The organism is Lysobacter oryzae DSM 21044 (assembly GCF_059568595.1).
Window position 1 is genome coordinate 427,037 of record NZ_JCANTQ010000009.1, and the last position, 23,413, is coordinate 450,449.

The window sequence follows — 23,413 nt, forward strand, 5'->3', positions numbered from 1 at the left end:
TGCTGAGGGGCGGGCTGGGTTCGCCCCGGCGCTGTTCAATGCTTCGCCGTATGGGCTGCGTCGTTGCCGACCCTGTCGGCAGCGCCGCCAAGGCAGGCCCATGGCCGAGCAGATTTCGTCGCGGCGCGGGATAATCGCGGGCTTCACTCCCACGTTGCCGCCGCCATGACGCAGAAGACCATCCTCAACGACACCCATCGCGCCCTCGGCGCCAAGATGGTCGACTTCGGCGGCTGGGACATGCCGATCCACTACGGCTCGCAGATCGACGAGCACCACCTGGTGCGCCAGGACGCCGGCATGTTCGACGTCTCGCACATGACCGTGGTCGACCTGCGCGGTGCGAAGGTGCGCGAGTTCCTGCGCAAGCTGGTCGCAAACTCCGTCGACAAGCTCAAGACGCCCGGGAAGGCGCTGTACACCTGCATGCTGAACGAGCAGGGCGGCGTGATCGACGACCTGATCGTGTACTTCCGCGACGAGGAGTTCTTCCGCCTGGTCGTCAACGCGGCGACCCGCGACAAGGACCTGGCGTGGATCGCGCAGCAGGCGAAGGCATTCGGCGTCAGCGTCACCGAGCGCCCCGAGTTCGGCATGATCGCCGTGCAGGGGCCGAACGCCCGCGAGAAGGTCCTGGGCCTGCTGCGCGCGGAAGACCGCGCGGCGATCGGCAAGCTGGGCAAGTTCGTCGCCGGCGAGGCGAAGACCGCCGACGGCATCGAGGTTTTCATCGCCCGCACCGGCTACACCGGCGAGGATGGCTTCGAGATCATCGTGCCGGAGCCGCAGACAGTCGCTTTCTGGAACGCGCTGCTCGCCGCCGGGGTGAAGCCTGCGGGCCTGGGCGCGCGTGACACGCTGCGCCTCGAAGCCGGCATGAACCTCTACGGCCAGGACATGGACGAGACCGTGTCGCCGTACGAGGCCGCACTGGCATGGACCGTTGCCCTGGATGAAGGCCGCGACTTCACCGGCCGCGGCGCGCTCGAGGCGCAGAAAGCAAATGGCGTGCCGAGGCAGATGATCGGACTGGTCATGGATGAAAAGGGCGTGCTGCGCCACGGCCAGAAGGTCCTGACCGCGCATGGCGAAGGCGAGATCCTGTCCGGCACCTTTTCGCCGACGCTGGGCAAGGCGATCGCGTTCGCGCGCGTGCCGGCCGGCGACATCCCGCCGGGTGCCGGCGGCAATGTCCGCGTCGATATCCGCGGCAAGGAAGTGCCGGTGCGCGTCGTGAAGTTTCCGTTCGTGCGCGATGGCAAGCCGCAGGAAGGCATCTGACCTGGAGGCGCGCCTTGATCCGGCGCGCCTGTGCTTAGTTACACTACGCCCCCAACGCGCCCGCACTGGCGGCGTACTCACCAACCCCCACACGTTCGACGCACAGCTACGGAGCAACCCATGAGCGAGATCCCCGGCGACCTCAAGTTCCTCAAGTCCCACGAATGGGCGCGCGTCGAAGGCGACGGCAAGGTCACCGTCGGCATCTCCGACCACGCGCAGGGCCTGCTGGGCGACCTGGTGTACGTCGAGCTTCCGAACGTGGGCGATCGGGTCGAGGCCGGCAATGCCTGCGCCGTGGTGGAATCGGTGAAGGCCGCCTCTGACGTCTACGCGCCGGTCAGCGGCACCGTCACCGCGGTCAACAGCGCGCTCTCGGACAAGCCCGAGACCATCAACGAAGACGCCTACGGCGAAGGCTGGCTGTTCACGCTCGCCATCGAGGAGCCCGAACAGCTCAACGAGCTGCTCGGTCCCGACGACTACGCCGAGCTGCTGGAAGACGAAGACCACTGACGACTTCCGGGCCGCACGCCGTGCGGTTGCCGATGTTCCTGTGATGCCGGCCGGGCAACCGCGCCGGCATCTTCGTTTCTGCGCCACGCACCCGGCCTTGGCCCAGTCGCTCGCGTTGCACACCATCACGATGTCTTCTCGCGCCTCACCCGGTGGCGCGCCACGGGCCGCGGGCTGGTGCCGCGTCCCGACGTGCCGAACCTGGTTTCCGGTTCGTTCGATGCGGCACGCGCCGGATGCTCGACGCACCCCGCATCCGCAACTTCGGGTGCGCCGCCGCTCTGCGCGATCGTGGCGACGGTCGAAAAAGTTTGCGCAGTTTTCGCGCAAATGGACTTGTGCGACGCCAAATCGGCCTGCCGGTCGTCGGCGCGAAACGATTGCCGAAACGGTCGTCGAGCGGCGATGCGGGCCGCTCGCGCGCCATTCGAAGTGGAGCGCGCTGGTGCGATGCATTCGCTCGCTGTAATCGTGAAATGCCTTTTTTTATGTGCTTTGCGAAAACGCATTGCGAAGCGCCGACACGATGTGCGCGCGGGCGATGCGCTTCGCTGAAGGCGATCGCCGTCGACGGCCATGGCCGGCCCGGCGGAGCACCCGGAAAAAAATTTCGCCGGATTGTTGACATGGCAAAAAACCGTGATTAGGTTTCGCCCAGCAGACGATTCCTGCGGAATAGAGTGAGTAGAGCGATCGCGACAACGCACGGTAAGAAACGGACCTCCGCCAGCAACAATGAAACGGTGGACGTTGGTGTCCTGTCCTTTGCGAAAACGCAGCTCACCTACACGCAAACGAGTGACCGCATCCAACCCGGTTCGCCCACAGCGGATCGGGTTTTTGTTTGCGGGGCGGTCACCCAGGGCCCGGCGCACGTCCTCGGACGCGTGGTCGGGTCCACCCATCGGGCACGGTCGGGCCGGCCGGCTTCGATGGTTGATGCATTCGCCTTGGTGCGCCCGGCGCACCGGCGTTTGGTCGCGGGCTTGCCCGCGGCAGGTTTTGTACTGGGCTGTTGTTAACCCGAAAGACCGACGCCCCTCAGGGGCATGTTTCACAACTGACGAGGAGCCATACCATGGCCATGAAGAAAGCTGCTAAGAAGAAGCCCGCCGCCAAGAAGGCTGCGAAGAAGGTCGCCAAGAAGGCTGGCGCCAAGAAGGCCGCCAAGAAGACCGTGAAGAAGGCTGCGAAGAAGGTCGCCAAGAAGGCCGCCAAGCGCCCGGCCAAGAAGGCCGCCAAGAAGGTAGCGAAGCGTCCGGCCAAGAAGGCCGCCAAGAAGACCGCGAAGAAGGCTGCCAAGAAGGCCACCAAGAAGGTCGCTAAGCGTCCGGCCAAGAAGGCTGCCAAGAAGACCGCGAAGAAGGCCGCCAAGAAGGCTGCCAAGCGTCCGGCGAAGAAGGCCAGCAAGAAGCGCGCTCCGAAGAAGGCCGCTGCAGCCATGCCGGCGACCCCGGCGCCGATGATCTAAGTCATCGCCTAGAACAGAAAGTCCCGATTACCGTAACACCCGCTCTCTCCCCGCAGCCCAGGCGGGGGGAGAGTTTTTTTTTGGCGCCGCCACACGATCGTCGTGCGGTTGGCCCACCGCGCCGCCGCGCGCTGGGGAGGCCCAGCCTCGGGCCCCTAGGTCGCTATCCGCGCTGCCGACTCACTCCATCAGCGCCCGCACATGGGCCACGCTGCATTCGCGCAGCGCCGTCAGGTCGTAACCGCCTTCCAGCATCGACACCACCCGGCCTTGCGCATGCTTCTCGGCCAGCGCCACCAGTTGCGCGGTCAGCCAGCTGTAGTCCTCGGCCTCCAGCTGCAGTTGCGCCAGCGGGTCGAGGCGATGCGCATCGAAGCCCGCGGAGACCAGCAGCAATTGCGGCCGGAATGCATCCACGACCGGTAACAGCGTCTGCGTCCACGCCGCGCGGAAGGCCTCGCTCCCCGCCCCGGGGCGCAGCGGGGCGTTGGCCACGTTGCCGATGCCGCGCTCGTTGGCGTAACCCGTGTCGGGATACAGGGGCATCTGGTGCGAGCTCAGGTACGCCACGCGCGGGTCACCGTCGAAGATCGCCTGGGTGCCGTTGCCGTGGTGCACATCGAAATCGACGATCGCCACCCGCGCCAGGCCGTGCGCATCGAGCGCCTGTGCGGCGGCGACCGCGATGCTGTTGAACAGGCAGAAGCCCATCGCCACGGACGGCGTTGCATGGTGGCCCGGCGGGCGTACGGCGCAGAAGGCGCGACGCGCGGATCCAGGCCGCTGCGACGCCGCGATCACGGCGTCGACCGCGGCGATGCCGGCGCCGGCGGCGCGCAGCGCGGCCTCGGCCGAATGCTTCGAAAGCACTGTGTCGGGATCCAGCGGTATCGCCGCATCCGCGACCGGTGTGTCGAGCACCAGGCGCAGCAGCCCGTCGTCGTGCACGCGCAGCAGCTGTCCACGCGTGGCGCGCGGTGCTTCCAGCCATGGGACGTCCGGGAAGGCCGCTCGCAGCGCCGCGGTTACGGCTTCCAGGCGCGCCGGTCGTTCGGCATGGCCGGTGCCGGTCTCGTGCAGCAGGCAGGCGGGGTGGGTGTAGAACTGCACGGGCGGTTCCGGTGGGAAAGCGAGACCACGAGGGTAGCGGCGACGCGATGGTCGCGCCCGTGAATTCCCGTGCGCCGGGTCCGCGCACGCGTGGCGACGCGGCGGGTGTGCCGCACGCCTAGCTTGTAGGCGGCGCGCCCTTGCGCCGTTCGTGATTCCACAGCACTTCGCCATGGCCGCTGGCGCGCGCGAGCACACGGGCCAGGACGAACAGCAGGTCGGACAGGCGGTTGAGGTAACGGACGGCTTCCGCGCGCACCGCGTCGTGCCGCGCCAGGGTGACCGTTTCGCGCTCCGCCCGGCGCACCACGGTGCGGGCGACGTGGCAGCGCGCCGCGGCTTCGCCACCGCCGGGGAGGATGAAGTCCTTCAGCGGCGGCAGCGGGTCGTTGAAGGCATCCAGGCTTTTTTCCAGGCGCTCGATGTCCGCTTCGAAGATCGCCGCGTGGCCCGGGATGCACAGCTCGCCACCGAGGTCGAACAGCTGGTGCTGGACCGAGACCAGCAGCGCGCGCACGTCATCGGGAATATCGGTGGCCAGCACCAGGCCGATGCACGAGTTGGCCTCGTCCACGGTGCCGTAGGCGGCGACGCGCGCGGAATCCTTGGCGACGCGGCTGCCGTCGCCCAGGCCGGTGGTGCCGTCGTCACCGGTCCGGGTGTAGATCTTGGAAAGACGGTTGCCCACGCCGCTCGAACCGTTGGAGTCAGACGGTCTGCGCGCGCAGCACCGGCATGCGCTGGCGCAGCAGGCTGAAGCCGCCGAACAGCATCGCGGAGAAGAACAGCGTGCCCAGCAACGTGCCCTGGAAGAACGGGATGCCGGCGATGTAGGCCGCCATCAGGCCGGCGGCGTTCTGCGGGTACATCGACGAGCCGATCCAGGCGCCGAAGTTGGTCACGAGGAAGAACAGCACCGACCCGGCCAGCGAAAACCCGAGCACGCGCAGGCCGTTCACCTTGCCGCGCAGGCCGAAGCCGAGCACGCTCGACAGCGCGATGCACGCGTACACCAGCCAGAAGCTCGCGCTGCCGAAGTAGGTCGCGTAGCCGCCGCCATGGATCTGCGACAAGGCCAGGTCCGACACCAGCAGCCCCGCAAGCGGCACCAGCACGGCCAGCCAGCGCGACGCGAAGTAGGCACCGCCGAACAGCGCGATGGCCTCCACCGGGGAGAAGTTCCACGGGTGCGGCGCGACGCGGGTGAGGGCGGCGACGAGGATCATGGCGCCGAGGACGAGCGGACCGGGAGCGAACGAAGAAGCGGTGCGATTCATGGCTGCGTACTGATGTGGGCCGGTGCCGGCCGTAGGTCCGTTAGCATAGCGCAATGGCCCAGACCGACCTGTCCCCGCAGTCCGCCGCGCCCCCGGGCGAGGACGCCTCGCACGACGTACTCATCATCGGCGGCGGGTTGGTCGGCGCCAGCCTCGCCATCGCCCTCGACCGCCTCGGCCTCGATGTCGGGCTGGTCGAAGCGACCGCTCCGGGCACGCTGCCCGCGGTGTTCGACGAGCGCAACCTGAGTTTTGCCGAAGCCACGCTGCATGCGCTGAGCGCGCTTGGCGTCATGCAGAAGCTGCGCGCACCGATCGGGGCGATCCAGCGCATCCACGTCAGCCGCAGCGGCGATTTCGGCCGCACCGTGCTGGATGCGGCGAAGTACGGCCGCAGCGAATTCGGGCGCGTGGTGATCGCGCGTGACTTCGGCGAGGCGCTGGAAGCCCGGCTGACGGAGCTGACGCACCTGCGCCGCTACCGTCCCGCGCGCTTCCTTGGCCTGGTCGACGCAGGAGCCGAGGCGCGCGGCGTCCGCGTCGCCGACGCCAGCGGCGAGCGCGTAGTGCGTGCAAGGCTGCTGGTGGCGGCGGACGGCACCCGCAGCGGCGTGCGCGATGCCCTGGGCATCGCGGTGGACGAGCACGACTACGCGCAGACCCTGTTCGTCGCTCGCCTGCGCAGCGAGCGCGCGCCAGACGGCACCGCCTACGAACGCTTCGGCGCCCACGGCCCGACCGCACTGCTGCCGCGCGGCGACCGCTGCTTCGGGCTCGTGCATGGCGTGGCGAGGGACGAGGCCGACGCCGTCGCCGCGCTCGACGACGCCGGCTTCCTCGCCCGCGTGCAGGACGCATTCGGCTGGCGCATCGGCCGCTTCCTCGGCTGTGGCCCGCGCAGCGCGTACCCGGTCACGCGGGTACTGGCGCGCGCGTTGACCGCGCCACGCGCGGTGCTGGTCGGCAATGCGGCCCAGACCATCCATCCGATCGGGGCGCAGGGCTTCAACCTGGGGCTGCGCGATGCGTTGACCCTGGCCGAGCTGATCGAGGAAGGGCGTCGGGATGCCGCCCGCAGCGGCACGCGCCTGGATTGCGGCGACGCCGCGCTGTTGGCGCGCTACACCCAGCGCCGCGGCGAGGATCGCGAACGCACGGTCGCCTTTTCCGACGGGTTGGCGCGCTTCACCGCGAACGAGTCGACGCTGCTGCGTCCGCTGCGCAGCCTCGGCCTGGTCGCGGCCGACCGGTTGCCTTCCGCGCAGGCCTTCCTGGTTGGCGCGGCGATGGGTTATCGCGGCGACGTTCCCGCGCTGTGCCGCGGCGAGCCGCGCCCGGGGGTGGCATGAGCCGTCGCGACGCAATCGATATCGCCATCGTCGGTGCTGGCGTGGTCGGCGCCGCCGCGGCGCTCGCCTTGGCGCGGGATGGATGGCAGGTCGCACTGGTGGAGGCGCGCGAACCCGCGCCGTGGCGCGTCGACCAGCCCGACCTGCGCGTGTACGCATTCGCACCGGACAACGCCGCGCTGCTCGACGACCTGGGCGTGTGGGCATCGATCCGCGATGCGCGCGCGCAGCCGTATCGCGGCATGCGCGTGTGGGACGCGGCGGGCGGCGACGCGCTGCGCTTCGATGCCGATGCGTTCGGCCGGCGCGAACTGGGCTGGATCGTCGAGAACGCGCTGCTCGTGGACCGCCTGTGGAACGCGCTGCCGGCGGCGGGCGTGCGCCTGGTCTGTCCGGCGCAGCTGGCGACGCTCGAGCAGGAGGCCGGCCACGCCACGCTCGAACTGGAGGACGGCACGCGCCTGCGCGCGCGCCTGGCGCTGGCGGCCGATGGCGGCGATTCGAAGCTGCGCGGCTTGGCGGGCATCGACACCTACACCCACGATTACGGACAGAACGGCCTGGTCGCGTTCGTGGATCACGAACGTCCGCACGAAGCGACGTGCTGGCAGCGCTTCCTGCCCACCGGACCTCTGGCATTCCTGCCCTTCGCGGGCGATGGCCATCGCAGCTCGATCGTCTGGACCCTGCCCGAAGCCGAGGCCACGCGGCTGCTGCAGGCGGACGAGGCGGATTTCCTGCGCGAACTGCACCTCACGTTTGCGGGCACGCTGGGCGCGCTCACCGCGGTGTCCAGGCGGGTCGCGTTCCCGTTGCGCCGCCAGCTCGCGCAGGCGCACGTGGCCGGGCGTGTCGCGGTGATCGGCGACGCCGCGCACGTGGTGCATCCGCTGGCCGGGCAAGGCGTCAACCTCGGCCTGCGCGATGTCGCGGCGCTGCGCGCGGTGCTGCAACGGCAGCGCGCGGCTGGCCGCGATCCCGGCGCCGCCGCGCCATTGGCGCGCTGGGCGCGCGCTCGCCGCAGCGAGAATGCGCTGGCGGCATATTCCTTCGACAGCCTCAATCGCCTGTTCTCCAACGACCACCTGCTCGCGACCCTGGCGCGCGGGCCGTTGCTGGGGCTGGTGGGCAAGCTACCGCCGCTGCGGCATGCGTTCTGGCGGCGCGCCGCTGGGTTGTGACCGCGGCCGGAGCGCCGCGTGACAGCAAACGCCCCGCTACAAGCGGGGCGTTCGCGTTTTCGCTGCGGGATCAAGCCAGCCGGATCAATTGACCACGCTTTCCGTTTCCGTGCGCGACAGCTTGCCGTCGTGGTCGGTATCCAGCGCGGCGAACTGCTGCTGGACCTTGGCGTTGCGCGCGGCTTCGCGACGCGAGAGCACGCCGTCCTGGTCGACATCCAGCGCGCGGAATTCGGGGCGGTAGCCCGCCGCGATCGGATCGCCCGGATGCGAGGTGACGGTGACGTTGGCCGTCGGCAGCACCGCAGTGGAGGCGCGCGCGCTGGTGGCCATGCCCGTCGTGGTCGTCTGCATCGCCGCCGAAGCGTCGTTGCTGGTCATGGCCGTCGCCTCCGGCTCGGCCGGGGTCGCCGGTTCCGGGGTGGGCGGCGGAGGTGCCGCCGCCTCGGCCGTGGCCGCGGCGGCGTCCTGTGCCCGCGCGCTCGCGTCGGCGGCCTTCGCGCTGGCCTTGCTCGCGGTGCGCGCGGCGGCCTGCGCCTCGGCGGCCGCAGCCACCGGGTTCGTGCCTCCTTCGGCCACGCTCGCGGCGCCCTGCGCCTGTTGCGCCGCCGTGACCGCTTCGTTGGCGGCGGCATTGGCGCTCACGGACGACTCATGCGCGGCGTGTGCATGCGCGTCCGCGGCGACCGCGCCACTGGCCGTGGCCGCACCGGCATCGCGCACCTGGGCCGCGGTCTGCGCGGCCGCCTGTGCGGACTTGGCGCTCGTGCGCGCGGCCTGCGCCTCGTCGGTGGCGGTGGTGGCCTTGTCCTCGGCCGTCTGCTTGGCCGGGGCGGTCGACTGCGCGAACGCGGAGCCGCCAACGCCGAGCGCGGCGATCAGGGCGAGCAGGAGGAGATGATGACGATGCTTCATGACGGGCTCCGGAAGGGGTTTTCCGGGCCGCACGCTAGTCCTGCATCAGTCAATCACGCGTCAATGAAGTGCGCGCAGGCGACCTTGCGTTCATGCATGTGAGCAACGCGTCAGCGCCGCGCCTTCATTCACGCTGCGAGGTGGCGAAGACGGTGATTTCCTCGCGGTCGTGGAACAACTGGCGCGCACGCACCTGCAGCGGCTTCTGCGCCTGCTGCTCGAACAGCTGCAGGCACAGCCGGGTCTCTTCCCAGCGCTTCTTCATCGGCAGCTTGAGGTTGAAGATGGTGTGGCGGCACCAGCCTTCGCGCAGCCAAGTGGCCATGCGCTCGGCGACGCGGCGCGGCTGTTCGACCATGTCGCACACCATCCAGTCCAGCGCTGCCTTGGGTTGCCAATGGAAGCCGTCGGCGCGCAGGTGGTCGACGCGGCCGCTGTCGAGCAGTTGCTGGCGCAGCGGGCCGTTGTCGACCGAGGTGACATGCAGGCCGTTGCGCACCAGCACCCAGGTCCAGCCACCGGGCGCGGCGCCCAGGTCGGTGGCGCGCATGCCTTCGCGCAGCAGGCGTGAGCGCTCCGCGTCGGTGAGCAGGGTGAGCAGGGCTTCGTCGAGCTTGAGTGCGGAACGGCTGGGCGCGTCCGGATGCATGCGCAGGCGCGGGATGCCCAGCGGCCAGAGCGAACCGTCGTGCGGATCGCCCTGGGCGAGCACGATGTGGTCGCCGGCGAGGAACAGCACATGCAGGCGCGGGCGGGTCGCATCGTCCTCGCGCGCAAGCCATCCGGCCTTGCGCAGCGCCGGGCGCAACGCGTTGCCGAAACTGCGGGCGAGGCCGGCGAGCGGCTTGCCTTCATCGGAATCGGGATGCTCCACCCACAGCTCGCCGAACAGCCGCCGCGGCAGTGCATCGAGCGCGGCGAGGATCGGGGCGATTCGGTCCTTCGGGTCGATCCCGCGCAGCTCGGCCAGGCGCAGCAGCTTCTGCCGCGCGAAGATCAGGCCGGCGAAGGGCAGGGCGCGCGACAGCGTTTCGGCCTCGTCGCTGAAGAATTCGACGTAGCCGCTGTTGCGCGCGGTGCGCGCGTAGCCGGGCACCCCGGCGAGCGCCGCGCGTTCGGTGAGTTCGCCCGCCAGTTCCGGCTCGAATCCGGCGCGGCACCAGCAGAACAGGCCATCCGGGGACTGCGCGTCGGCCGGCATCAGTAGCGTTCGCCGCCCGCTTCGCCGTAGCCGCGCAGCACCGCGCGCGCCTCGTCGCGCAGCACGTCGCGGGTGACCACGATGCCGCGGCGCTCGAGTTCGCCCACCCAGTCCGCGGGCAGCGGGCCTTCGTCGAATTCGGTGAGTTCCTCGACGTCCTCGCTGCGCGCGCCGATCAGCAGGCGGTCGATGCCGGCCCAGACCGTGGCGCCGTAGCACTGGCAGCACGGCTGCGACGAGGTGGCCAGCGTGATCGGGCCGATCGGCGCATCGTCGGCGTCGCGATTGAGGCGCGGTCGCTGGGTGCGCAGCTGCGCCAGCATGTACGCCATCATCTCGGCGTGCGCGACCGAACACGAATGCGGCAGCACGCGGTTGACGCCGATGGCGATCAGGCGATCGTCGGGCCCGAACACGGCGGCGCCGAAGGGTCCGCCGCTTCTTTCCTCGACGTTGACGCGCGACAGCTCGATCGCGAGCGCGACCTTGTCGTCATCGCTGGCATACGTGCGCGCGGTGTCGACGCTGTCGTGCACCCACGCCGGCAAGGTGAGATGGACCTGGGCGTAGAGCATTACTGCAGCTGTCCGCCGGCGGCGGCCTCGCAGCGGCCCTGCTTGCAGCTGCAGGACGAGATTTCCGGGAAGCCGCACACCGATGACATGCCCTTCTTCGCGCATTCGGCCTGCACGCCCTTCGGGTCGGTCGGGCTGTTGACGTTGACGCAGGCCGGCTGGTAGCCGCAGCAACTGCCGACGTTCTTCACCGCGCAGTCGGCATCGGTGCGGCAACTGGTGTCGACGATGCCCGGCTTGCTGCCCGGCAGTTCGTCCCTCGGCTCCGGCGGCAGCGGGCCGCCGGTGCGCATGGTTTCCTTCGGCGCCGCCGGCGTCGGCTGCGCCTGCGCCGGTGCCGGCTTGGCAACGGACGACGGCGCGTCGGCCTTGGCCTGTGCGTCGCCGTTCGGGGCCGGGGCCGCGCAGGCGGCGAGGACGCCCACTGCGAGCGCGAACGTAGCGATACGGAGGGTGCGGCGAATGGTGTCCGGCATGCGCATGGGTGCTGCTCCTCAGGCTTTGCCCGACCAGGTATCACGCAGCGTCACGCTGCGGTTGAACACCGGCCGCGCGGGGCTATGGTCATAGCGGTCGGCGACGAAATAGCCGATGCGCTCGAACTGGAACGATTGCTCCGGCGCGGCCTGCGCGGCCGCCGGCTCGACATAGCCGGTGACGACGCGGCGCGAATCCGGGTTCATGTAGTCCTTGTAGGTCTTGCCGCCTTCCTCGTTGTCCGGATCGGCGACGACGAACAGGCGGTCGTACAGGCGCACTTCCGCGGCGACCGCATGCTTCGCACTGACCCAGTGGATGGTGCCCTTGACCTTGCGGTTGGCGCCTTCCATGCCGGGACGCGAATCCGGATCGAGCGTGCAGCGCAGTTCGACCACCTTGCCACTCGCGTCCTTGACCGCTTCATCGCAACGGATGATGCCGGCGCCACGCAGGCGCACGTCGCCGCCCACGGTCAGGCGCTTGAAGCCCGGCGGCGGCACTTCCTCGAAGTCCTCGCGCTCGATCCACAGCTCGCGCGCGAACGGCACCTGGCGCTCGCCCAGCAAAGCGTCCTTGGGATGGTTGGAGAAGGTCAGCGATTCCTCGTGCGATTCGCCCAGGTTGGTCAGCACCAGCTTGAGCGGATCGATCACGGCCATGCGCCGCGGCGCGTGCGCGTCGAGGTCGTCGCGCAGCGCGCCCTCGAGGATCGAGATGTCCAGCAGCGAGTTCTGCTTGCTGATGCCGACGCGGTCGACCATCAGGCGCAGCGCCGACGGCGTGTAGCCGCGGCGGCGGATGCCCTGCAGGGTCGGCATGCGCGGATCGTTCCAGCCGTCGACCAGGCCTTCGGTGACCATCGCCAGCAGCTTGCGCTTGCTCATCACCAGGAAGTTGAAGTTCAGGCGCGAGAACTCGATCTGGCGCGGCTTGCTGGCCTCGAACGGCAGGCCCCTGGAGGTCAGCGGCGCGACCAGTTCCGGCGAATGGGCGAGGTCGACCTTGTCCACGCACCAGTCGTACAGCGGGCGATGGTCCTCGAACTCGAGCGTGCACAGCGAGTGGGTGATGCCTTCGACCGCGTCGCTCAGCGAATGCGCGTAGTCGTACATCGGGTAGATCGGCCAGTCGTTGCCGGTGTTCTGGTGCTCGACGTGCTTGATCCGGTACAGCGCCGGATCGCGCAGGTTGATGTTGCCGCTGGCCATGTCGATCTTGGCGCGCAGGGTGCGCGCGCCGTCCGGGAACTCGCCGGCGCGCATGCGCCGGAACAGGTCGAGGTTCTCCTCGACGGAACGCTCGCGGTAAGGCGAATTGCGGCCCGGCTCGGTGAGGGTGCCGCGGTACTCGCGCACCTGCTCGGCGCTGAGGTCGCAGACGAAGGCGTCGCCCTGGCGGATCAGCTTCTCGCCGGCCAGGTACAGCACCTCGAAGTAGTCGGAGGCGTGGCGCAGGTCGTGCCACTCGAAGCCGAGCCAGCGCACGTCGTCCTGGATCGCGCGGACGTACTCGGGGTCTTCCTTGGCCGGGTTGGTGTCGTCCAGGCGCAGGTTGCACTCGCCGCCGAACTCGCGGGCGACGCCGAAGTCCAGGCAGATCGCCTTGGCGTGGCCGATGTGCAGGTAGCCGTTGGGCTCGGGCGGGAAGCGGGTCTTGATCGCCGCATGCTTGCCGCTGGCGAGGTCCTCGCGAACGATCTGCCGGATGAAGTCGTTCTTCTCCGGGGTGGCGGGGACGGCGGGAGCGGGCGTGGCGGACATGCAGGACGAAGGCAGCGAGGGAGAACGCGCAGTTTAGCCGCTGGGGCTCGGGGAGGTTTCCGCCGGATGCCGGGCGGGCCGGGCATGGGCCGGATCTGCCCGCCGGGAGCCGCATCCGGTCGTGGGCGAGGAGAAGCCAGGGCCGGGCCAGTGGAAATTGCCCGCGGTCCGGTGGAATTCGCTCGCGCGCCAGTGAAACCCACTTGCGGTCGAGCGGCATTTGCTCGCGCGCCAGTGAAGACTACTCGCGGCCGGGTGAAATCCGCTCGCCGGCCAGTGAAATCCACTCGCGGTCGACTGAAGACCACCGGTGTGCCAGTGCAATCCACTCGCGGGCGAGTGCAATCCGCTCGCGGCCGGGTGAGATCCGCTCGCCGGTCAGTGAAATCCACTCGCGCTCGACTGGCGACCACCGGTGCACCAGTGAAATCCACTCGTGGGCGAGTGCAATCCACTCGTGGGCGAGTGCAATCCACTCGTGGGCGAGTGGAATCCACTCTTGCGCCAGTGAAATCCAGTCGCGGCCGAGTGAATTCCACTCGCCCGCCCGTGGCAACCAGGCGCCCAAGCGCCGGCCACCCACTCGCGTGCGAGCGGCGCGGCTGCCGGCATCCAACGTAAGCTGGGCCCATGGCCAACCTGCTGACCCTGATCCGCGACGTTCCCGACTTCCCCAAGCCCGGCGTGGTGTTCAAGGACATCGGGCCGCTGCTGGCCGACCCCGCCGGGTTCGCCGCCTGCATCACCGCGCTGGCGGCGCCTTGGAAGGACACGCCCCTCGATGCCATCTGCGGGATCGAGTCGCGCGGCTTCATCTTCGGTGCGGCCATGGCCCTGGCGATGCAGACCGGCTTCGTGCCGCTGCGCAAGGTCGGCAAGCTGCCGCCGCCGACCATCGGCGTGGACTACGACCTGGAGTACGGCAGCGCGCGCCTGGAGATCGGCGCGCAGGGCCTGAAGAAGGGAGCGCGCGTCTTGCTGGTGGACGACGTGCTGGCCACGGGCGGCACCCTGGATGCGGGACGCCGGCTGCTCGAGGCGATCGGCGCCGAGGTGGTGGGCGCGGGGGTGGTGATCGAGATCGATGCATTGTCGGGCCGCGCGCGCTGGCCCAGCGCCATCCCCCTGCGCGCGCTGCTGCATTGCTGAGGCGTATGCTGGATCCGCGACCCGAGCGCCGGAGCCTGCGATGAAAGTCGTCTACGAAGCCGCCAACCTGATCGACGCCCACCTGGTCCGGCATGCGCTGGAAGCGGCGGAGATACCGGCATTCCTGCGCGGTGAGCAGTTGCTCGGCGGCATGGGCGAGCTGCCGTTGTTCGGGGTGATTGCGGTGTGCGTGCCGGACGTGGCGTGGCCGCAGGCGCGCGAGATCGTCCTGGCCTTGCCGCTGGGCGAAGCGCCGGCGCCGGAGGACGACGAGCTCGGCGCCGACGGCTGGCTGCCCGCGTAAACCCGCTGCGCCGGTCGTGCGACCGTCTCCTCATCGCGATCGCGATGGCTTCGTTGCATGCGCGTCCACGCCGCGCGCCGCCGGCCGCGCCACAATGCCGGTCCCGCACCCGCCCCAGGACCCGCGCGTCATGCCCCTGCTCGTGATCGGCAACAAGAACTACTCGTCGTGGTCGCTGCGGCCGTGGTTGCTGCTGCGGCACTTCGGCGTCGCCTTCGACGAGCTGCGCCTGAACCTGGACACGCCGGAGTTCCATGCGCAGATCGGCCAATGGTCGCCCACGCGCACCGTGCCGGTGCTGCACGACGACGGCCTGGTGGTGCCCGACTCGCTGGCGATCTGCGAGTACGCCAACGAACGCTGGCTCGACGGCCGCGGCTGGCCCGGCGACGTGCGCACCCGCGCCCGGGCGCGCGCGGCCGCCATGGAGATGCACTCGGGTTTCCGCGCGCTGCGCACGCAGCTGCCGATGAACTGCCGGCGTCGCCCCGACGCCTACCGCTGGGACGCCCACGCGCAGGCCGACATGGATCGGATCCAGGCACTGTGGCGGGAGTTGCGCGCCGACTTCGCCGCGAACGGGGACTTCCTCTGCGGCGGTTTCGGCATCGTCGATGCGATGTTCGCGCCCGTGGCGATGCGCTTCCTCGGCTACGGCGTGGCAATGGACGCCAACGCGCAACGCTACGTCGATGCGCTGACGGCACTGCCGGCCCTGCGCGAGTGGCGCGCCGCCGCGGACGCCGAACCCGAGCGGATCGCCGACACCGACAACCTGGTGCAGGCATGACCCACGCCTACCCGCGTGGTGCACTCGCCGGGATGGCGCTCGGCGCGGTGCTGATCAGCACCTCGGCGGTATTCGTGAAGTGGGTGTCGATCGGGCCGACGGCCTCGGCGTTCTGGCGCATGGGCCTGGCCGCGGTGCTGCTGCTGGGGTGGTGGTTCCGCCGCGCCGCGGGCGCCACCTGGATGCCGGAGCGGCGCGTGCTCGGCCTGCTGGTCGTGGCCGCGCTGTTCTTCGCCGCCGACCTGTGGATGTGGCACCGGAGCATCCTCTACGTCGGCGTCGGGCTGGCGACGCTGCTCGGTAATTTCCAGGTGTTCGCGCTCGCCGCCTACGGCAGTTTCGTGCTCGGCGAACGTGGCGGCTGGCGGCTGTGGGTCGGCCTGCTGATGGCGCTGGCGGGACTCACCCTGCTGCTGGCGCCGGGCTGGGCCGGCTTCGATGCGCGCTTCCGCATCGGCATCGCGTTCGGCCTCGGCACCGCGGTCGCGTACGGCGGCTTCCTGATCGCGTTCCGCGCCGCGCAGGCGCAGCGCGCGCACGTGGCCAACGAGGCGCTGCTGTGGTGGCTGTGCGTGCTGACCGCGGCGCTGCTGCTGCCGTTGAGCCTGCTTGGCGGCGAATCCCTGGCGCCGCGCAGCGGCACCGACTGGGCCGCGTTGCTGGCCTACGCGCTGATCGCGCAGGTTTTCGGCTGGCTGGTGATCGGGCGGGTGATGCCGAAGCTGCCGGCGGGCGTGCTCGGCCTGTGCCTGCTGCTGCAGCCCCTGCTGTCGTACGTGTGGGATGCGCTGCTGTTCGGCACGCGCCTGGGGCCGGTGGGCATGCTGGGCCTGGCCTTGTCCTTGGCCGGCATCTTCCTCGGCCTGGTGCGCGGCACGCGCCGGCCGGCGGCGGAATCCGCGACGGCCTGAACCTCGGGCCGGGCGATGGACCGCCCTTACGGATCCGTCCCGTCCTGCTGCGAGCCGCCATCCCGGCGATCGCCGCACGCGCTGCAGACGTACCAGTGGTGGTCCTGGAGGCGCGTGAGGTGCGCACGCCCGCGGCATCCAGGCTGGGCACAGCGCGCGGGAATGCGCATCGCGATCGCGGTGGCGCCCACGAACACCATGACGCCCAGCGCGATGAACGCCGCCAGCCCCCACAGCCCCGGCGGCTGGGTCAGGTACAGCACCAGTCCCCCGCCGAACAGCAGGCCGAAGCGGAGCAGCAGGAGCAGTTGGCGATGGCTGTCGATGGTCATGGCGGCGCTAGAGGCGGGTGATCGCGCACACATACACCAGTTCGCACGCGCCGGCACCGACGTCCTCGCGCGTGAGCGAGCTGCGCCAGCGCCAGCCATCGCCGGCCTGCGCCTCCACCAGCCAGCCGTCGATGCGCACCCGCTGGCCGGCTTGCACGTCCCGCAGCGCGGATGCGATGGCCGCGTTGCCAGGGATCAGGTGCATGTTCGCCGCGGAGCGGTCGATCTCCGCCTGCGGGATCGGGGGCTCGCCGCCGTAGCGATAGCGGTACCAGCGCGCGGACTGGGTGATGGTCAGGCGCGACAGCACGGCGTCGTCGCGCATGCGGCCCCAGCCCAGGGCGAGATCGACCGGCGCGAGCTGCGCTTCGCGATCGGACCGGTAGTCGCGGCGCGACAGCACGCGGGCGTCGATGCTGAAACCGGCCAGCGGCTGCAACGTGGCGGCCGGCAGCCGGAAGGTGCCGAGCGCTGCGGGCACGCTGGTCTGCAATGGCGCGGCGAAGGCGGCCACGCGCGGCGGCAGCGTGCAGGCGATGGGCGCGGACTTGACGGATGCGCGGGCTCCCGCCGCGGGCGCCACCGCGGTGCCGGCGTCCACGCGTGCAGGGACATGCGGCATGCGCGGCGAAACCGGTGAGTACCACCAGCCGATGCCCGCGACGACCAGCACCAGCGCCAGCCACGCGCGCCCGTTCATGACTTGCCTGCGCTCCTGCGGGCACGCGCGACAGTCGGCGTCGGCGGCTTCAGCAGCGACTTGGGCAGGCTGCGCAGTTCCGCGGCGAGCTGCTGCAGGAAATCGCCCATCGCCGAACTGCGCCGCCACACCATCGCGATCTCGCGATGCGGCGCTTCGCCGCGGAACGGCAACAGGTGGATGTCGGGCGAGGCCGGCACCGGCGGCTGCACCGCCAGCACCGGCAGCAGGGTGATGCCGACGCCGGCGGCGACCATCTGCCGCAGCGTTTCCAGCGACGTGGCGCGGAAGCCATCGCGCTCGTCGGCGCCGGCCATGCGGCAGACATCGAGCGCCTGGTCGCGCAGGCAATGGCCTTCCTCGAGCAGCAGCAGGTGCTGGTCGTCGAGGTCGTCGACCACCAGCGACGATTGCCTGGCGAAGGCATGCTGCTGCGGCACGGCCAGCAGGAAGGGTTCGTCGAACAGCGGCTCGACGTGCAGCTGGTCGTCATGGATCGGCAGCGCGAGCAGGCCGGCGTCGAGGCGGCCATCGCGCAGGCGGGCGAGGATCTGGTCGGTTTTCTCCTCGACCAGCAGCAGTTCCAGGCGCGGGAAGCGCTTGCGCAGGCCGGGCACCACGTGCGGCAGCAGGTACGGGCCGAGGGTGGGGAACAGGCCGAGCCGCACGGTGCCCGCTTCCGGGTCCTGGCTGCGCCGCGCGATCTGGGTCATCTGCTCGACATCGCTGATCACCTTGCGCGCGCGCTCGGCGATCTCGCGTCCCACCGGCGTGAGCATGACCTTGCGCGGCGCGCGTTCGACCAGCGCGACGCCGAGTTCGTCCTCGAGCTTGCGGATCTGCGTGGACAGCGTCGGCTGGCTGACGAAGCTGGCCGCGGCCGCGCGGCCGAAATGCTTGTGGTCGGCGAGGGCGACGAGGTACTTGAGGTCGCGCAGGTTCATGCGGGCGATGGTAGCCCGGGTACGGCTGCCGGCCGCACCCGGGGTTGCCGGCTCCGCGCGGTCAGGCCGCGGCCTGCTGCTCGGCCGGCGCCGACGTGCGGATCAGGTGGTCGAACGCGCTCAGCGCCGCGGTCGAGCCCGCGCCCATCGCGATCACGATCTGCTTGTACGGCACGGTGGTGGCGTCGCCCGCGGCGAACACGCCCGGCAGCGAGGTCGCGCCGCGGTCGTCGATGAGGATCTCGCCGCGCGGCGACAGATCGACCGCGCCCTTCAGCCATTCGGTGTTGGGCAGCAGGCCGATCTGCACGAAGATGCCTTCGAGCTCGAGCGTGTGCGAGCGGCCGCTGCTGCGGTCGGTGTAGGCCAGGCCGGTGACCTTGTTGCCGTCGCCGAGTACCTGCGTGGTCTGCCCGCCGACGACGATGTCGACGTTGGGAAGGCTGCGCAGCTTGCGCTGCAGGACTTCGTCGGCGCGCAGCTTGCTGTCGAACTCGATCAGGGTGACATGCGCGACGATGCCGGCGAGGTCGATCGCCGCCTCGACGCCCGAGTTGCCGCCGCCGATCACCGCCACGCGCTTGCCCTTGAACAGCGGGCCATCGCAGTGCGGGCAATACGCCACGCCCTTGTTGCGGTACTGGTCCTCGCCCGGCACGTTCATCTGCCGCCAGCGTGCGCCGGTGGCGAGGACCACCGACTTCGCCTTCAGCGAGGCGCCGCTTTCCAGCTGCACTTCGATCAGGCCGCCGGGCGCCTTCGCCGGAACCAGCCTGCTCGCGCGCTGCAGGTTCATCACGTCGACCTCGTAGTCGCGCACGTGCTGCTCCAGCGCCACCGCGAGCTTCGGGCCCTCGGTGTAGGACACCGAGATGAAGTTCTCGATCGCCATGGTGTCGAGCACCTGGCCACCGAAGCGCTCGGCGGCGATGCCGGTGCGGATGCCCTTGCGCGCGGCGTAGATCGCCGCCGCCGCGCCGGCCGGGCCGCCGCCGACGATGAGCATGTCGAACGCTTCCTTCTTCGCGAGCTGCTCGGCCTGGCGCGCGGCGGCGCCCGTGTCCAGCTTCGCCAGGACCTGTTCCACCGTCATCCGGCCGACTTCAAACAGCTCGCCGTTGAGCAGCACGGTCGGCACCGACATCACCTCGCGCGCCTGTACCTCGTCCTGGTACAGCGCGCCGTCGATGGCGACGTGGCGGATGTTGGGGTTCAGCACGCTCATCAGGTTCAGTGCCTGCACCGTGTCCGGGCAGCTCTGGCACGAGAGCGACATGAAGGTCTCGAAGAAGAACTCACCCTGCAGCTCGCGCACCTGGTGGGCGAGCGCCTCCTCGATCTTCGGCGGGTGGCCGCCGACCTGGAGCAGCGCCAGCACCAGCGAGGTGAACTCGTGGCCGAGCGGAATGGCGGCGAAGCGCACCTCGATGTCGGTCCCGGTGCGCGCGATCGCGAACGACGGCTTGCGCGCTTCGCGGTCGTCGCGGCGGTAGCCGATCTTGTCGGACATCGATGCGATGTCCTGCAGCAGGGCTTCGAGCTCGCGCGAGGCCTCGCCGTCGTCGAGCGAGGCGACCAGCTCGATCGGTTGCTGCACGCGGGCCAGGTACGCCTGCAGTTGGGTCTTCAGGTCTGCATCGAGCATGGGAACTCCACGATGGCCAGGTGGGATGGGGGAGGCGCAGCCGGCGCAGGGCGCGGCGCGGCAGGAATGCATCGGAACGGATGCTTGAAGGAGCGGCCCGGGCCGGGGAGAGGGAGGCCCGAGGGCGCGCGGCGTGTACGGGCCGCTCGTCCAAGCATCCGACGGGCCGCGGCCCGCGGAATGCCGGCCCGCCGTTGCGGGCGGGCCAGCGGGTAACGCCTGGAATCAGATCTTGCCGACCAGGTCGAGCGACGGCTTGATGGTCTTCTCGCCTTCGTGCCACTTGGCCGGGCAGACCTCGCCCGGATGGCTGGCGACGAACTGGGCGGCCTTCAGCTTGCGCAGCGTCTCGGTGACATCGCGGGCGATGGCGTTGTCGTGGATTTCCAGCGTCTTGATCACGCCGTCCGGATTGATGATGAAGGTGCCGCGCAGGGCGAGGCCTTCTTCATCGATGTGGACGTCGAATGCGCGGGTCAGCTGGTGGGTCGGGTCGCCGACCAGCGGGAACTGCGCCTTGCCCACGGCCGGCGAGGTCTCGTGCCACACCTTGTGCGAGAAATGCGTGTCGGTGGTGACGATGTAGACCTCGGCGCCCGCCTTCTGGAACTCGGCGTAGTTGTTGGCGGCGTCCTCGACTTCGGTCGGGCAATTGAAGGTGAAGGCGGCCGGCATGAAGATCACGACGGACCACTTGCCCTTGAGCGAGGCGTCGGTCACTTCGACGAACTTGCCGTTATGGAAGGCCTGCGCCTTGAACGGCTTGATTTCGGTGTTGATCAAAGACATTGCATTCGTCCGTGGTTGAGGGTGGATGGGAAGACAGGAGGGAATGCTAGGTGTGGCGATCGAATTGATCAATTCGATTGATGCGATTGATGCGATAGGCAATGCCTATTAAGGCGGCAGGCGCCGCGCACGCGCCGATGTAAGCCGACGCGCCGTTTGCCGTGCGTATGCGCCGGGTGCAGGCGGCCGGACCGCTACCATTTGCCGATGAATTCCCACGCCCCCGGCACCCGACGCCTCGACGCCCTGCTGCGCGACGCGCGCGGCCGCATCGATGCGGTCGATGCGGAATTCCTGCTGCTGCACGTGTTGGGCCAGCCCCGCGCCTGGCTGTTCGCGCACCGCGATGATCCCGCTGCCGACGATGTCGCCGCTGTGTTCGAGGTGCTGGTGGAGCGGCGTGCGCGCGGCGAACCCGTCGCCTATCTCACCGGCCGGCGCGGCTTCTGGTCTTTCGACCTCGCGGTCACCGCCGCCACCCTGATCCCGCGCCCGGAAACCGAGCTGCTGGTGGAACTGGCGCTGGCCCGGTTGCCCACGGACCGCCCGCTGCGCGTGGCCGACCTGGGCACCGGCAGTGGCGCCATCGCCCTGGCTCTGGCGCACGAGCGGCCGCGCGCGCAGGTGGTCGCCAGCGACGCCAGCGCGCCGGCGCTCGCCGTCGCCAGCGCGAATGCGCGGGCACTGGGCCTGGCGAACGTGGTGTTCCGGGAAGGCGACTGGTTTGGCCCGCTGGCGGGCGAGCGCTTCGACCTGGTTGCCAGCAATCCGCCCTACATCGCCGGCGACGATCCGCACCTGGCGGAGGGCGACCTGCGCTTCGAGCCGGCGTCGGCGCTGAGCTCGGGCGTCGACGGCCTCGATGCGATCCGGCGGATCGTGGCGGATGCGCCCGCGCACCTGCAGGACGGGGGCTGGCTGCTGCTGGAGCACGGCTGGGAGCAGGGCGCGGCGGTGCGCGCGCTGCTGCGCGATGCCGGCTTCGCGGCGGTGGCGACCGAGCGCGACCTCGAAGGCCGCGACCGGGTGACGCTGGGGCAAAAGCCGCTCTAGTCGCCTGTCACCGCCTGTCCTGCGGGCGGCCGACAAGAGTCGGCAGGAGCCCGCGCGCTAGAATTTCCTTCCCCGCGAAGACGGACCCGTCGCAATGCGCACGCTCTTCCCCGAGATCCAGCCGTACGACACCGGCACGCTGCAGGTCGACGACCGCCACGTCCTCTATTACGAGCAGTGCGGCAATCCGGACGGCAAGCCGGTGGTGCTGCTGCATGGCGGCCCGGGCGCGGGCTGCAGCGACAAGATGCGGCGTTTCCACGATCCGGCGAAGTACCGCATCGTGTTGTTCGACCAGCGCGGCAGCGGCCGCTCGAAGCCGCATGCGGATCTGGTCGACAACACCACCTGGGACCTGGTTGCCGACATCGAGAAGCTGCGCGTGCAGCTCGGCATCGAACGCTGGCAGGTCTTCGGCGGCTCGTGGGGTTCCACGCTGGCCCTGGCGTATGCGGAGACCCATCCGCAGCGCGTCACCGAACTGGTGCTGCGCGGCATCTTCATGCTGCGCCGCTGGGAGCTGGAGTGGTTCTACCAGGAAGGCGCCTCGCGCCTGTTCCCCGACGCGTGGGAGCCGTACGTCAACGCGATTCCGCCGGTGGAGCGCCACGACCTGATTTCCGCGTTCCACCGCCGCCTGACCTCGGACGACGAAGCCACGCGCCTGGACGCGGCGCGGGCCTGGAGCGTGTGGGAAGGCGCGACCAGCTTCCTGCACGTCGATGCCGACTTCGTCGCCGGGCACGAGGACGCCGCGTTCGCGTTGGCGTTCGCGCGCATCGAGAACCATTACTTCGTCAATGGCGGCTTCTTCGAGGTCGAGGACCAGCTGCTGCGCGATGCGCACCGGCTCAAGGACATCCCCGGCGTGATCGTGCACGGCCGCTACGACGTGGTGTGCCCGGTGCAGAGCGCGTGGGAACTGCACAAGGCCTGGCCGAAGGGCGAGCTGGCGATCACGCCGGCCTCGGGGCATTCGGCCTTCGAGGCGGAGAACGTGGACGCGCTGGTCCGCGCGACGGAGCGCTTCGCCTGAGTCGCGCCGGCCTTCGTTCCCGCGCGGGACGAAGGCCTCGCCTCAGCCGGCGCGCGGCGTACCGTCCGGCTCGCGCTCCAGCATCCACAGCCCGGCCCAAAGCTTGAGGTCGAGCTCGTAGCCTTCGGCCTGCTTGCGCATCAACCATGCGGGCGCCTGCAGCCGTGGCACTTCGTGCACCGTGATGCCTTCCCCGTCCACCCCGCCGCCGGCGCCGACGCGCTTGAGTTGCGAAGCGCGGACGAAGGCGATGCGCTCGTTGCTCATGCCCGCGGAGGTCGGACCGACCAGCAGGACTTCGACCTGCGCCGGTTCCCAGCCGGTCTCCTCCACCAGTTCGCGCCGTGCCGCGGATTCCAGGGTGTCGTGCGCGTGGTCGTCGCCGACCAGGCCGGCGGGCATCTCGATCGTGCGCTTGCCCAGCGGCACGCGGAACTGCTCCACGAACAGCACGTGGTCGTCCGGCGTGGCGGCGATGATGATCACCGCCATGCCGTTGCCATGGCTGCGCTCGGCATATTCCCAGTGGCCGCGACGCATCAGTCGCAGCCACTGGCCGTCATACAGGGTTTCGCTCGGGTGGTCTTCGGTTTCGTGCTGCTGCTGGCTCATGCGGCGATGCTACCGCGCCGCGATCGCCCCCG

27 protein-coding genes are annotated in these 23,413 nt (G+C 70.0%); 11 read left to right on the plus strand and 16 right to left on the minus strand.

Annotated features, from left to right (window positions below):
• The first annotated feature begins 165 nt into the window (after window positions 1–165).
• A complete protein-coding gene (gcvT, locus tag BP05_RS05705) occupies window positions 166–1,281 on the plus strand; it encodes a glycine cleavage system aminomethyltransferase GcvT (protein WP_496361362.1) in 1,116 nt (371 codons plus the stop codon).
• Window positions 1,282–1,401: 120 nt separating this feature from the next.
• Window positions 1,402–1,797, plus strand: coding sequence for a glycine cleavage system protein GcvH (gcvH, locus tag BP05_RS05710; RefSeq protein WP_496361364.1), 396 nt, complete (start codon window positions 1,402–1,404; stop codon window positions 1,795–1,797).
• 125 nt (window positions 1,798–1,922) lie between these two features.
• On the opposite strand, the gene BP05_RS05715 is transcribed toward gcvH, so the two are convergent.
• Window positions 1,923–2,702: a hypothetical protein gene (locus BP05_RS05715; RefSeq protein WP_496361366.1), complete on the minus strand. Its 780-nt coding sequence runs from the start codon at window positions 2,700–2,702 to the stop codon at window positions 1,923–1,925.
• A gap of 179 nt (window positions 2,703–2,881) precedes the next feature.
• Between BP05_RS05715 and BP05_RS05720 the strand changes: the two genes are divergently transcribed.
• Window positions 2,882–3,268 (plus strand): hypothetical protein, encoded by a 387-nt coding sequence (locus BP05_RS05720; RefSeq protein ID WP_496361368.1) that lies wholly within the window; start codon window positions 2,882–2,884, stop codon window positions 3,266–3,268.
• Window positions 3,269–3,448: 180 nt separating this feature from the next.
• On the opposite strand, the gene BP05_RS05725 is transcribed toward BP05_RS05720, so the two are convergent.
• The 3 genes from BP05_RS05725 to BP05_RS05735 all read right to left on the minus strand — a co-directional run bounded on the left by BP05_RS05725 (window position 3,449) and on the right by BP05_RS05735 (window position 5,655).
• Window positions 3,449–4,378, minus strand: coding sequence for a histone deacetylase family protein (locus BP05_RS05725; protein WP_496361369.1), 930 nt, complete (start codon window positions 4,376–4,378; stop codon window positions 3,449–3,451).
• Window positions 4,379–4,496: 118 nt separating this feature from the next.
• The gene (locus tag BP05_RS05730) at window positions 4,497–5,066 is read right to left on the minus strand and encodes a cob(I)yrinic acid a,c-diamide adenosyltransferase (RefSeq protein WP_496361371.1); all 570 of its coding nucleotides are present in this window, start codon (window positions 5,064–5,066) and stop codon (window positions 4,497–4,499) included.
• Window positions 5,067–5,085: 19 nt separating this feature from the next.
• Window positions 5,086–5,655 (minus strand): DUF6580 family putative transport protein, encoded by a 570-nt coding sequence (locus BP05_RS05735; protein WP_496361373.1) that lies wholly within the window; start codon window positions 5,653–5,655, stop codon window positions 5,086–5,088.
• Window positions 5,656–5,708: 53 nt separating this feature from the next.
• Here BP05_RS05735 and ubiH point away from each other — a divergent pair, with 53 nt between their 5' ends.
• A complete protein-coding gene (ubiH, locus tag BP05_RS05740) occupies window positions 5,709–7,004 on the plus strand; it encodes a 2-octaprenyl-6-methoxyphenyl hydroxylase (protein WP_496361375.1) in 1,296 nt (431 codons plus the stop codon).
• On the plus strand, window positions 7,001–8,185 hold the full coding sequence (locus BP05_RS05745; RefSeq protein WP_496361377.1) for an FAD-dependent oxidoreductase: 1,185 nt from the start codon (window positions 7,001–7,003) through the stop codon (window positions 8,183–8,185). The genes ubiH and BP05_RS05745 overlap by 4 nt, the downstream gene beginning before the upstream one ends.
• Window positions 8,186–8,269: 84 nt before the next feature.
• On the opposite strand, the gene BP05_RS05750 is transcribed toward BP05_RS05745, so the two are convergent.
• The 6 genes from BP05_RS05750 to BP05_RS05775 all read right to left on the minus strand — a co-directional run bounded on the left by BP05_RS05750 (window position 8,270) and on the right by BP05_RS05775 (window position 13,684).
• Window positions 8,270–9,100: an EF-hand domain-containing protein gene (locus tag BP05_RS05750; protein ID WP_496361379.1), complete on the minus strand. Its 831-nt coding sequence runs from the start codon at window positions 9,098–9,100 to the stop codon at window positions 8,270–8,272.
• Between the two features lie 124 nt (window positions 9,101–9,224).
• Window positions 9,225–10,301, minus strand: coding sequence for a 23S rRNA (cytidine(2498)-2'-O)-methyltransferase RlmM (gene rlmM, locus BP05_RS05755; RefSeq protein WP_496361380.1), 1,077 nt, complete (start codon window positions 10,299–10,301; stop codon window positions 9,225–9,227).
• Window positions 10,301–10,876, minus strand: a complete 576-nt coding sequence (locus tag BP05_RS05760) for a nucleoside deaminase (protein WP_496361382.1) — start codon at window positions 10,874–10,876, stop codon at window positions 10,301–10,303. The genes rlmM and BP05_RS05760 overlap by 1 nt, the downstream gene beginning before the upstream one ends.
• Complete coding sequence (locus BP05_RS05765; protein WP_496361525.1) at window positions 10,876–11,169, minus strand: hypothetical protein; 294 nt, start codon at window positions 11,167–11,169, stop codon at window positions 10,876–10,878. Before BP05_RS05765 ends, BP05_RS05760 begins: the two co-directional genes overlap by 1 nt.
• Window positions 11,170–11,370: 201 nt before the next feature.
• Window positions 11,371–13,116, minus strand: a complete 1,746-nt coding sequence (locus BP05_RS05770) for a glutamine--tRNA ligase/YqeY domain fusion protein (protein WP_496361384.1) — start codon at window positions 13,114–13,116, stop codon at window positions 11,371–11,373.
• Between the two features lie 241 nt (window positions 13,117–13,357).
• Window positions 13,358–13,684 carry a hypothetical protein gene (locus BP05_RS05775; protein ID WP_496361386.1) on the minus strand — a complete coding sequence of 109 codons (327 nt, stop codon included), beginning with the start codon at window positions 13,682–13,684 and terminating at the stop codon, window positions 13,358–13,360.
• A gap of 62 nt (window positions 13,685–13,746) precedes the next feature.
• Between BP05_RS05775 and BP05_RS05780 the strand changes: the two genes are divergently transcribed.
• The 4 genes from BP05_RS05780 (at window position 13,747) to BP05_RS05795 (ending at window position 16,270) form a co-directional block, all read left to right on the plus strand.
• Entirely contained in the window at window positions 13,747–14,265 is a 519-nt protein-coding gene (locus BP05_RS05780; protein ID WP_496361388.1) for an adenine phosphoribosyltransferase, read from the plus strand.
• 40 nt (window positions 14,266–14,305) lie between these two features.
• Entirely contained in the window at window positions 14,306–14,569 is a 264-nt protein-coding gene (locus BP05_RS05785; RefSeq protein ID WP_496361390.1) for a putative signal transducing protein, read from the plus strand.
• 130 nt (window positions 14,570–14,699) lie between these two features.
• Window positions 14,700–15,359 (plus strand): glutathione S-transferase family protein, encoded by a 660-nt coding sequence (locus tag BP05_RS05790; RefSeq protein ID WP_496361392.1) that lies wholly within the window; start codon window positions 14,700–14,702, stop codon window positions 15,357–15,359.
• A complete protein-coding gene (locus tag BP05_RS05795; protein WP_496361394.1) occupies window positions 15,356–16,270 on the plus strand; it encodes a DMT family transporter in 915 nt (304 codons plus the stop codon). The genes BP05_RS05790 and BP05_RS05795 overlap by 4 nt, the downstream gene beginning before the upstream one ends.
• Before the next feature lie 26 nt (window positions 16,271–16,296).
• Here the strand turns inward: BP05_RS05795 and BP05_RS05800 are convergent, their stop codons facing one another.
• The 5 genes from BP05_RS05800 to ahpC form a co-directional block, all read right to left on the minus strand.
• Window positions 16,297–16,602, minus strand: coding sequence for a hypothetical protein (locus BP05_RS05800; protein ID WP_496361395.1), 306 nt, complete (start codon window positions 16,600–16,602; stop codon window positions 16,297–16,299).
• 7 nt (window positions 16,603–16,609) lie between these two features.
• Complete coding sequence (locus BP05_RS05805) at window positions 16,610–17,302, minus strand: hypothetical protein (protein ID WP_496361397.1); 693 nt, start codon at window positions 17,300–17,302, stop codon at window positions 16,610–16,612.
• Window positions 17,299–18,246 (minus strand): DNA-binding transcriptional regulator OxyR, encoded by a 948-nt coding sequence (oxyR, locus tag BP05_RS05810; protein ID WP_496361399.1) that lies wholly within the window; start codon window positions 18,244–18,246, stop codon window positions 17,299–17,301. The genes BP05_RS05805 and oxyR overlap by 4 nt, the downstream gene beginning before the upstream one ends.
• 61 nt (window positions 18,247–18,307) lie before the next feature.
• Entirely contained in the window at window positions 18,308–19,891 is a 1,584-nt protein-coding gene (gene ahpF / locus BP05_RS05815) for an alkyl hydroperoxide reductase subunit F (RefSeq protein ID WP_496361401.1), read from the minus strand.
• 225 nt (window positions 19,892–20,116) lie between these two features.
• A complete protein-coding gene (ahpC, locus tag BP05_RS05820; RefSeq protein WP_496361403.1) occupies window positions 20,117–20,680 on the minus strand; it encodes an alkyl hydroperoxide reductase subunit C in 564 nt (187 codons plus the stop codon).
• Window positions 20,681–20,887: 207 nt separating this feature from the next.
• Here ahpC and prmC point away from each other — a divergent pair, with 207 nt between their 5' ends.
• A complete protein-coding gene (gene prmC, locus BP05_RS05825) occupies window positions 20,888–21,733 on the plus strand; it encodes a peptide chain release factor N(5)-glutamine methyltransferase (RefSeq protein WP_496361405.1) in 846 nt (281 codons plus the stop codon).
• A gap of 94 nt (window positions 21,734–21,827) precedes the next feature.
• The gene (pip, locus tag BP05_RS05830; RefSeq protein WP_496361407.1) at window positions 21,828–22,769 is read left to right on the plus strand and encodes a prolyl aminopeptidase; all 942 of its coding nucleotides are present in this window, start codon (window positions 21,828–21,830) and stop codon (window positions 22,767–22,769) included.
• Between the two features lie 42 nt (window positions 22,770–22,811).
• Here pip and BP05_RS05835 read toward each other — a convergent pair whose 3' ends face one another.
• Window positions 22,812–23,381 carry an NUDIX hydrolase gene (locus BP05_RS05835; protein WP_496361409.1) on the minus strand — a complete coding sequence of 190 codons (570 nt, stop codon included), beginning with the start codon at window positions 23,379–23,381 and terminating at the stop codon, window positions 22,812–22,814.
• Window positions 23,382–23,413: the final 32 nt, after the last annotated feature.

What these genes read in the sequence shown, in the direction of transcription:
- BP05_RS05715 (WP_496361366.1), bottom strand. Translation starts at nt 2,702, where the DNA reads ATGGGTGGACCCGACCACGCGTCCGAGGACGTGCGCCGGGCCCTGGGT.
- BP05_RS05800 (WP_496361395.1), bottom strand. Translation starts at nt 16,602, where the DNA reads ATGACCATCGACAGCCATCGCCAACTGCTCCTGCTGCTCCGCTTCGGC.
- BP05_RS05760 (WP_496361382.1), bottom strand. Translation starts at nt 10,876, where the DNA reads ATGCTCTACGCCCAGGTCCATCTCACCTTGCCGGCGTGGGTGCACGAC.
- BP05_RS05720 (WP_496361368.1), top strand. Translation starts at nt 2,882, where the DNA reads ATGAAGAAAGCTGCTAAGAAGAAGCCCGCCGCCAAGAAGGCTGCGAAG.
- BP05_RS05745 (WP_496361377.1), top strand. Translation starts at nt 7,001, where the DNA reads ATGAGCCGTCGCGACGCAATCGATATCGCCATCGTCGGTGCTGGCGTG.
- BP05_RS05790 (WP_496361392.1), top strand. Translation starts at nt 14,700, where the DNA reads ATGCCCCTGCTCGTGATCGGCAACAAGAACTACTCGTCGTGGTCGCTG.
- ahpC (WP_496361403.1), bottom strand. Translation starts at nt 20,680, where the DNA reads ATGTCTTTGATCAACACCGAAATCAAGCCGTTCAAGGCGCAGGCCTTC.
- BP05_RS05735 (WP_496361373.1), bottom strand. Translation starts at nt 5,655, where the DNA reads ATGAATCGCACCGCTTCTTCGTTCGCTCCCGGTCCGCTCGTCCTCGGC.
- ubiH (WP_496361375.1), top strand. Translation starts at nt 5,709, where the DNA reads ATGGCCCAGACCGACCTGTCCCCGCAGTCCGCCGCGCCCCCGGGCGAG.
- BP05_RS05785 (WP_496361390.1), top strand. Translation starts at nt 14,306, where the DNA reads ATGAAAGTCGTCTACGAAGCCGCCAACCTGATCGACGCCCACCTGGTC.
- BP05_RS05805 (WP_496361397.1), bottom strand. Translation starts at nt 17,302, where the DNA reads ATGAACGGGCGCGCGTGGCTGGCGCTGGTGCTGGTCGTCGCGGGCATC.
- BP05_RS05795 (WP_496361394.1), top strand. Translation starts at nt 15,356, where the DNA reads ATGACCCACGCCTACCCGCGTGGTGCACTCGCCGGGATGGCGCTCGGC.
- BP05_RS05780 (WP_496361388.1), top strand. Translation starts at nt 13,747, where the DNA reads ATGGCCAACCTGCTGACCCTGATCCGCGACGTTCCCGACTTCCCCAAG.
- BP05_RS05770 (WP_496361384.1), bottom strand. Translation starts at nt 13,116, where the DNA reads ATGTCCGCCACGCCCGCTCCCGCCGTCCCCGCCACCCCGGAGAAGAAC.
- gcvT (WP_496361362.1), top strand. Translation starts at nt 166, where the DNA reads ATGACGCAGAAGACCATCCTCAACGACACCCATCGCGCCCTCGGCGCC.
- BP05_RS05835 (WP_496361409.1), bottom strand. Translation starts at nt 23,381, where the DNA reads ATGAGCCAGCAGCAGCACGAAACCGAAGACCACCCGAGCGAAACCCTG.
- oxyR (WP_496361399.1), bottom strand. Translation starts at nt 18,246, where the DNA reads ATGAACCTGCGCGACCTCAAGTACCTCGTCGCCCTCGCCGACCACAAG.
- gcvH (WP_496361364.1), top strand. Translation starts at nt 1,402, where the DNA reads ATGAGCGAGATCCCCGGCGACCTCAAGTTCCTCAAGTCCCACGAATGG.
- pip (WP_496361407.1), top strand. Translation starts at nt 21,828, where the DNA reads ATGCGCACGCTCTTCCCCGAGATCCAGCCGTACGACACCGGCACGCTG.
- BP05_RS05750 (WP_496361379.1), bottom strand. Translation starts at nt 9,100, where the DNA reads ATGAAGCATCGTCATCATCTCCTCCTGCTCGCCCTGATCGCCGCGCTC.
- BP05_RS05765 (WP_496361525.1), bottom strand. Translation starts at nt 11,169, where the DNA reads ATGCGCACCGGCGGCCCGCTGCCGCCGGAGCCGAGGGACGAACTGCCG.
- rlmM (WP_496361380.1), bottom strand. Translation starts at nt 10,301, where the DNA reads ATGCCGGCCGACGCGCAGTCCCCGGATGGCCTGTTCTGCTGGTGCCGC.
- ahpF (WP_496361401.1), bottom strand. Translation starts at nt 19,891, where the DNA reads ATGCTCGATGCAGACCTGAAGACCCAACTGCAGGCGTACCTGGCCCGC.
- prmC (WP_496361405.1), top strand. Translation starts at nt 20,888, where the DNA reads ATGAATTCCCACGCCCCCGGCACCCGACGCCTCGACGCCCTGCTGCGC.